We start from the raw sequence: 7,052 nt of genomic DNA, 5'->3' as shown, positions 1-7,052 counted from the left end.
GGTGGTACGCGGACTGCGCGTTGGGGCTCGCGTAGACCACGCGGCCCTCCTCATCCAGGCGGATGAAGCCATCGCCCGCGCGCGGGCTCGAGTGGGTGGCGGGCCGGTCCTCGACGGTGGGATAAGTCCCGTCGCTGATCATCTGGCACAGGTCGTCGGCACAGGCAAGGTAGGCAAGCTCCAGCGTGCTACGCGCCCGCGACCGCGACACATCGGTGTCGCGGCTCAGCACCGCGATCACGTCGTCGCCGCAGCGGACCGGAATCGCCTCGCGCATCGGCGCGGAATCGCCATCACCCGCATCGGGGGGCACCGCGCTGGTCACCTCGCGGTCGATCAACGCGCGGATCACCTGCGGGTGCTCGCTTTCCGACGCAAGCGTGCCGACGTGGTCCTGGTCGATCACCGTCGGCGCGGTGGTTGGCCGGCACTGCGCGACACATACCACCTCGCCGCCGTCACGCACCGGACCAGTACCCACCCACAGCAGCAGATCCGCGAACGATAGGTCGGCGAGCAACTGCCAGTCACCGACGATGCGCTGCAGATGATCGACCGCGGTGCCCGGCAGGTCGGTGTGCTCGGCCAGCAGCTCACTCAGCGTCGACATGACTCATCCCTGCGCGATCGTCGGTGCTGTGGAGGTTGCGCCCACTCGTTGCCCGGTCAGCTGATTACGGCGATCAGGTCGCCCTGCTGAATCACATCGCCGGGCTTCACACCGATAGATGCGACTGTGCCATCCGACTCGGCCACCACCGGGATCTCCATCTTCATGGATTCGAGAATCACCAGTGTGTCGCCCTCTTTCACCTCGTCCCCCTCCGCAACGACGATCTGAAAGACGGTCGAGACCATCTCGGCGCGCACATCCTCGGCCATACGTACCTCCGCTGAAGCAGCCAATGGAATTACAGCCAACCACACGTGAAAGAATGGGCGCCAACAGAAGGGAGATCACCATGGGTAAGCGTGGTCGTAAGAAGCGCAGCCGCAAGGGCAACAAGGCCAACCACGGCAAGCGTCCAAACAGCTGAGCTGACGTCACCGACCGCCGATAGGCGGTCCAGCGACGAGAAAGGCCTGGAAGCATCGGCTTCCAGGCCTTCGTCGTGTCTCGGGGTCTGCGACCTCACGCGCGGCTCGCGCTAGACGTCACCATCGAGCTGCTGAATCACGACGGTCCGGCGGATCTCGATCTTGAGCCGATCGCGCAGCGTGTCGGGCGCCCGCTCGCCACCGCACTTGCGGCTGAGCAGACTCTTGACCTTCTCCTCGATGCCGTACGCCTCGAGGCACGAGCCGCACGTGTCGAGATGATGCTGCAACCGCTCGCGGGTGGTCGTGTCACATTCGCCGTCGAGCATCAGCCATACATCGGCAATGACTGCGGAGCAGTCGAGTTCGTATTCGTCCCGCGGGTTCACCGAGAAACCTCCTGCTGCTCGGTGTCTTGCGCACCGTTGCCTGTACTGCCTGCGCGGTTGAAGCCGCGTTCGCGCGCCACGTCGGCCAGCAGGCCACGCAACTGCTTCCGGCCGCGGTGCAACCGCGACATGACCGTGCCGATCGGTGTCCCCATGATCTCGGCAATTTCCTTGTACGGAAAGCCCTCGACGTCGGCGTAGTACACCGCCATGCGGAACTCTTCGGGCAACTCCTGCAGCGCGGCCTTGATGTCGTCGTCCGGCAGCGCGTCGAGCGCTTCCACCTCGGCGGACCGTAGGCCCTGCGAGGTGTGCTCGGCAGTCGCGGCGAGCTGCCAATCGGTGATCTCGTCGGTCGGGTACTGCGCCGGCTGACGCTGCTTCTTGCGGTAGGAGTTGATGTAGGTGTTCGTGAGGATCCGGTACAACCAGGCGCGCAGGTTCGTGCCCTCGCGGAACGACTTGAACGCGGAGAACGCCTTGACGAAGGTCTCCTGGACCAGGTCCTCGGCGTCGGCAGGGTTGCGGGTCATCCGCAGCGCGGCACCGTAGAGCTGATCCAGCAGCGGGAGCGCGTCCCGCTCGAACCGCTCTGCAAGTTCAGCGTCGGTTTCGGGAGTGCTTCGCTCGCTCGGGCCTTCGTCGCCGCGCACTATCGTCCCTTCGGTCGCCGGAAAGACCCAATCTACCGCTGTCCCGACCTCCGAGCGCTCGACTGTTGTGACAGCCACCGGCGACTCCTCCCATCGTGTGTGTGCCCGACATTCGTCCTGTCCAACACGCCGGGCATGGTTGCTGTTCCCACGCGTGCGTACGGTGGCCGACATGGCGACCGGGGCGACACCTGCGACGACGCTGCTCGAACAGGCGAAGATCGCCCACCTTGTGCACCGCTACCAGCACGATCCGCGGTCCGACTCGTACGGCACCGAGGCCGTGGACGCGCTTGCCGCGGACCTCGGGGTCGAGGCCGGGCAGGTATTCAAGACGCTGGTCGTCGAGCTTTCCAGCGGCACCTTGGCCGTGGCGGTGCTGCCGGTGCCCGCGAAACTGTCACTCAAAGCCGCCGCTGCCGCGCTGGGGGCACCGAAAGCGGTGATGGCCGATCCGGCGAAGGCGCAGCGGTCCTCCGGTTACGTCACCGGCGGCATCTCGCCGCTCGGGCAGCGCCGCAAACTCGCCACCGTCATCGACTCGTCGGCGCTCGACTGGGAACGCGTGTTCTGCAGCGCGGGGCGGCGCGGCCTCGAGATCGGCCTCGCCCCGGCGGATCTGGTGCGGCTCACCGATGCGGTGACCGCCCCGATTACAGCAGGCTGATCTGCTCCCCCACGTCGATCTGCCCGGGTTGGACCCGATCCACCAGGTCCGGTGCGTTGTTCCGGACGCTGTTCACCCGCTCCGATACCTGCCGTAATTCGAGCTGAGCCACGATGTCCTCGTCCGGCGACTCGAGCAGTCCGGCAGGTGCGGGATGGTCCGGATCGAGCCAGCTGTCCCAATTGCCCTGCGGCATGATCAGCGGCATCCGGTCGTGAATCCGGGCGAGGTCCCCGATCGCGTCAGTGGTGAGGATCGTGCAGCTCAACAGTGGTGACACGTTGTCGGCGTGCGGATCACGCCACACCGACCACAAGCCGGCCATGTAGATGCGCGATCCATCCTTCGGCGTCATGAAGAACGGGGTCTTGACGGCCTTGCCGCCCGCGCCCGGCTCGGTGAGCCACTCGTACCAGCCGTCCATCGGGACCAGGCAGCGCTTGTACTTCAGTGCATCGCGGAACGACGGCGTGGTGGCCGCCTTGTCCGCGCGGGCATTGAAAAGCGGCTTGCCCTTGGCCGGGACGCCAGGCGCATCCGGTTTGGTCCAGTGCGGAACGAGTCCCCAGCGCATCCGCCTGATCCTGCGTTGCGGCTCGTCGTCCTTGTGGTCCCGGTCGTGCCGGGACACGACGGTGAGCACCTTGTTCGTCGGCGCGACGTTGTAGTTCGGCCCGGCCTCCTGCGGAAGCAACTCCTCCTTGGCGTCGGTCTCGTCGAGCGCGTCGAGTTCGACGGCAAGCAGGCTCGGGTCCACGGTCGTGGCGTATCTGCCGCACATAACTCCATGCTGGCACGGACCGCCGACAGGAGACTGGCACACTCCAAGCGTGGAACTCGGCTTGGATACCCGTCTCACCGTGCTCGCCGCCGGCCTGATCTTTCTCTGGGCGCTGGTGCTCGGCGTGTGGAAGTACCGGCGCATGTCGGCGTCGGAGACCGGTCTGGCGCATCCGTACGTGGACATCGCGCACCGGGCGGCGCTGCTGTACTCGTTCGCGACGCTGCTGCTCGCGGTATTCGTCGAGCTGAGCGCCTGGGCAACCGCGGTGAACCTCATCGCGGCCGGCGTCGTCGTGGCCTTCTTCGTGATCGCGATCGCGACGTACGTGATGCACGGCCTGCGCGAGGACACCGACAACCAGTTCCGCCACCCGACGGGCTCGATGCACGCAGGAATGCTCGCGCTCATCGTCGGCGAGATCGGCGGGTTCGCGGTCCTACTCGTCGGATTCGTGGTCGAACAGTTCTGAGCCAGCTGCGGTGATCACGAGCAAATGGCCGCGCTGGACGGCGTGTCGGCGACCATATGCTCGTGATCACTGCGGTTCGGACCGCGGGGTGGCGGCGCACACATGCCCCGATAGGCGAAGATGAGACACGTGAATTCGTGGTCCGCGCCCCAGCCCGAGAAGCCGATCCGCGCGGTCGTGCGGCTGCCCGGCTCCAAGTCGATCACCAACCGCGCGCTTGTTCTCGCCGCATTGGCCGACGGACCGTCGACGTTGACGGGCGCGCTGCGCAGCCGCGACACCGACCTGATGATCGACGCGCTGCGCGCGCTCGGCGTCCGCATCACCGAAGCCGCCGACATCACCACGCTGGACGTCGTTCCCGGACCTCTGCATGCCGCGACGATCGACTGCGGGCTTGCCGGCACCGTGATGCGCTTCCTGCCGCCGGTCGCGGGGCTCGCGTCCGGCGAGGTGCACTTCGACGGCGATGAGCAGGCGCGCAGCCGCCCGCTCGGCACGATCCTCGACGGACTCCGCGGTCTCGGCGCGGACATCGAGGGCGACACCCTGCCCTTCCTGGTGCGTGGCGCCGGCAAACTGCCCGGCGGCGAGGTCACCATCGACGCCTCGGGCTCCTCGCAGTTCGTCTCCGGACTGCTGCTCACCGCGGCACGCTTCGAGCAGGGTGTGACGGTGCGGCACAGCGGCGGATCACTGCCGTCGATGCCGCATATCGAGATGACGATCGACATGCTGCGCATGGCCGGTATCGAGGTGGACGCCAGCGAACCGAACCGCTGGACCGTGCCGCCGGACCCGATCCGCTCGGTCGACTGGGTCATCGAACCGGACCTGTCCAACGCGACACCGTTCCTCGCCGCGGCCGCCGTCACCGGGGGTACGGTCTCGGTTCCGCTGTGGCCGCGCAGCACCACGCAGCCCGGCGATTTCATTCGCGAAATCCTCACCCGCATGGGCGCGCACGCCGAATTCGACGGCGACGCGCTCACCGTCACCGGGCCGGAGCGCCTGAGCGGGCTCGATATCGACCTGCGCGACGTCGGTGAGCTGACGCCGACCGTGGCTGCACTGGCCGCACTCGCCGAGTCACCCTCGCGCCTGCGTGGTATCGCCCATCTGCGCGGTCACGAGACGGACCGCCTCGCGGCGCTGACCGCCGAGATCAACGCCCTCGGCGGGGACGCCACCGAGACCGATGACGGCCTCGCGATCACGCCCGTGCCGCTGCGCGGCGGCGTCTGGCACTCCTACGCCGATCACCGAATGGCCACGGCAGGAGCGATTCTCGGCCTGCGGGTGCCCGGCATCGAGGTGGAGAACGTGGAGACCACCGCAAAGACCCTGCCCGGATTTGTCGGCCTGTGGGACGACATGATTGCCGGGCGCACGGCCGGAGACGTCGCCTGAGTCCGCGGCAATACGACGAGTCGGACGTCCGGGTACGGCCCGGACGGCGGAGTTCCCGGCCCCGCACCAAGATCCGGCCCCTGCACGAGGACGCCGAGGCGGCGATGGTGGTGTCGGTCGATCGCGGCCGCTGGGGTTGCGTGCTCGGCGGCGACCCGAACCAACTGGTTGTCGCTATGCGTGCCCGCGAACTCGGCCGCACGCCGATCGTCGTCGGCGACGAGGTCGACGTCGTCGGCGATCTCTCCGGCAAGCCGGACACGCTGGCACGCATCGTTCGGGTCACGGATCGGCGAACAGTGTTGCGGCGGACCGCCGATGACACCGATCCTTACGAGCGGATCGTGGTTGCCAATGCCGAGCAGCTCCTGATCGTGGTCGCGCTAGCGGATCCGCCGCCGCGCACGGGTTTCGTGGAGCGCGCGATAGTTGCGGCCTATGTCGGTGGGCTGCAGCCGATTCTGTGCCTCACAAAGAGCGACCTCGCTCAGCACCACGAGTTCGCAAGCGCCTTTGCCGATCTCGAGCTGCCGATCGTGCTCGCCGGCGCGACCGAACCGATCGACGAGATACAAGACACACTGGCCGGCAAGGTCAGCGCACTCATCGGGCACTCCGGCGTTGGCAAGTCCACATTGGTGAATCGTCTTGTGCCCGATGCATATCGCGCGGTCGGAGTCGTATCGGGCGTGGGCAAGGGAAGGCACACGTCGACCCAGTCGATCGCACTGCCGCTACCGGACTCGGCTGGCTGGGTGGTGGACACGCCGGGCATCCGGTCATTCGGCCTGGCACACACGACCCCCGACGACGTGGTCGCCGCGTTCGCCGATCTGGCCGAGAAGATCGAGGACTGCCCCCGGGGCTGCACGCATCTCGGTCCGCCCGCGGATCCCGAATGTGCGCTCGACACCTTGGAAGGCAAATCCGCCCGCCGCGTCGAGGCGGTGCGTCAACTGCTGGAAGCGGTGCGCGCCAACGAATCCTGGTAGGCGCGCAGCAACGCGACACCGGTTGCGAGGATCCATACGAGGAAGAGGCTGCCGACCAAGGCGGTGGTGCCCCAACCCTCCGCGCTGTAGAAGTCGGCGGCGTCGGAGCCGAAGAACATCGAAGGCACGAACAACAGGTTGATCACGGCAAGCGCGGTGGCACAGCGGCCAATCCAGTCGGGCAGCACATCGGTCCTGGCGACGAGATACGCCGCGGCAAACAGGAACAATGCGGACATCAGCCGCGCGGTGGTGCCGTAAAGCAGCCACTGGCCCGGCGCCAGCGCGCCGGTGGTCGTCGGGTCGATCGGATCCACCGCGGCGATCACCGCGCCGGCCTCCATCGACTGCGCGACCATGCTCACCGCGAGGTACAGCATGCCCGCGCCGAACATCATCGTCGCCACCCATTCGAGGCCGGGATCCGCGGCCACGAAAAGTCGTCGCAACCCGGCGAGGAACGGCACCAATAGCGTAATCCCGATGAGGCTCAACAAGACTCGGATGAGAACGTTCCAGTCCGGCGGCGCGCCCGAGTAGACGAAGTAGAGCGGGGTCTGCGTGAGCATCACCGCGCCCGCAGCGACTCCGACTGCGCCGGTGAACCGTTGGACACCACCGATCGTCACGCGATCCAGTGTGCGCGCCCG

11 protein-coding genes are annotated in these 7,052 nt (G+C 67.2%); 5 read left to right on the top strand and 6 right to left on the bottom strand.

Translation table 11 applies throughout. The features are described 5' to 3' along the window. Together A8G08_RS04070 and A8G08_RS04065 are read right to left on the bottom strand one after the other, a co-directional pair. Positions 1 to 610, bottom strand: a 610-nt coding sequence (locus A8G08_RS04070) for a histidine kinase N-terminal domain-containing protein (RefSeq protein ID WP_169823257.1), incomplete at its 3' end; no start/stop codon positions are given. 56 nt (positions 611 to 666) lie between these two features. Next, positions 667 to 882 carry a biotin/lipoyl-binding carrier protein gene (locus tag A8G08_RS04065; protein WP_068270474.1) on the bottom strand — a complete coding sequence of 72 codons (216 nt, stop codon included), beginning with the start codon at positions 880 to 882 and terminating at the stop codon, positions 667 to 669. An 80-nt stretch (positions 883 to 962) separates the two neighbouring features. Between A8G08_RS04065 and A8G08_RS28405 the strand changes: the two genes are divergently transcribed. Continuing rightward, positions 963 to 1,037 (top strand): 50S ribosomal protein bL37, encoded by a 75-nt coding sequence (locus tag A8G08_RS28405; RefSeq protein ID WP_115967926.1) that lies wholly within the window; start codon positions 963 to 965, stop codon positions 1,035 to 1,037. 111 nt (positions 1,038 to 1,148) lie between these two features. Here the strand turns inward: A8G08_RS28405 and rsrA are convergent, their stop codons facing one another. Then, positions 1,149 to 1,427, bottom strand: a complete 279-nt coding sequence (rsrA, locus tag A8G08_RS04060; protein ID WP_068270471.1) for a mycothiol system anti-sigma-R factor — start codon at positions 1,425 to 1,427, stop codon at positions 1,149 to 1,151. Continuing rightward, positions 1,424 to 2,083 carry a sigma-70 family RNA polymerase sigma factor gene (locus tag A8G08_RS04055; RefSeq protein ID WP_068270489.1) on the bottom strand — a complete coding sequence of 220 codons (660 nt, stop codon included), beginning with the start codon at positions 2,081 to 2,083 and terminating at the stop codon, positions 1,424 to 1,426. Before A8G08_RS04055 ends, rsrA begins: the two co-directional genes overlap by 4 nt. Positions 2,084 to 2,252: 169 nt before the next feature. On the opposite strand from A8G08_RS04055, the gene ybaK reads away from it, so the two are divergent. Beyond that, positions 2,253 to 2,747: a Cys-tRNA(Pro) deacylase gene (ybaK, locus tag A8G08_RS04050; RefSeq protein WP_068270487.1), complete on the top strand. Its 495-nt coding sequence runs from the start codon at positions 2,253 to 2,255 to the stop codon at positions 2,745 to 2,747. Here the strand turns inward: ybaK and A8G08_RS04045 are convergent. Further along, positions 2,734 to 3,528: an SOS response-associated peptidase gene (locus A8G08_RS04045; RefSeq protein WP_068270466.1), complete on the bottom strand. Its 795-nt coding sequence runs from the start codon at positions 3,526 to 3,528 to the stop codon at positions 2,734 to 2,736. The two genes, ybaK and A8G08_RS04045, sit on opposite strands and share 14 nt — an antisense overlap. A gap of 49 nt (positions 3,529 to 3,577) precedes the next feature. On the opposite strand from A8G08_RS04045, the gene A8G08_RS04040 reads away from it, so the two are divergent. From A8G08_RS04040 to rsgA, 3 genes are all read left to right on the top strand, one after another. Continuing rightward, positions 3,578 to 4,000 (top strand): hypothetical protein, encoded by a 423-nt coding sequence (locus A8G08_RS04040; protein ID WP_068270463.1) that lies wholly within the window; start codon positions 3,578 to 3,580, stop codon positions 3,998 to 4,000. 120 nt (positions 4,001 to 4,120) lie between these two features. Continuing rightward, positions 4,121 to 5,410 (top strand): 3-phosphoshikimate 1-carboxyvinyltransferase, encoded by a 1,290-nt coding sequence (gene aroA, locus A8G08_RS04035; protein ID WP_068270460.1) that lies wholly within the window; start codon positions 4,121 to 4,123, stop codon positions 5,408 to 5,410. Then, positions 5,365 to 6,402 (top strand): ribosome small subunit-dependent GTPase A, encoded by a 1,038-nt coding sequence (gene rsgA / locus A8G08_RS04030; protein ID WP_084435933.1) that lies wholly within the window; start codon positions 5,365 to 5,367, stop codon positions 6,400 to 6,402. Before aroA ends, rsgA begins: the two co-directional genes overlap by 46 nt. Here the strand turns inward: rsgA and A8G08_RS04025 are convergent. Beyond that, the gene (locus tag A8G08_RS04025; RefSeq protein WP_222844234.1) at positions 6,363 to 7,031 is read right to left on the bottom strand and encodes a hypothetical protein; all 669 of its coding nucleotides are present in this window, start codon (positions 7,029 to 7,031) and stop codon (positions 6,363 to 6,365) included. The two genes, rsgA and A8G08_RS04025, sit on opposite strands and share 40 nt — an antisense overlap. Positions 7,032 to 7,052: the final 21 nt, after the last annotated feature.

Origin of the sequence: Aldersonia kunmingensis, from assembly GCF_001646865.1 — a bacterium.
Classification (GTDB): domain Bacteria; phylum Actinomycetota; class Actinomycetes; order Mycobacteriales; family Mycobacteriaceae; genus Aldersonia; species Aldersonia kunmingensis.
This window is presented reverse-complemented; position numbering and strand designations above follow the sequence as displayed.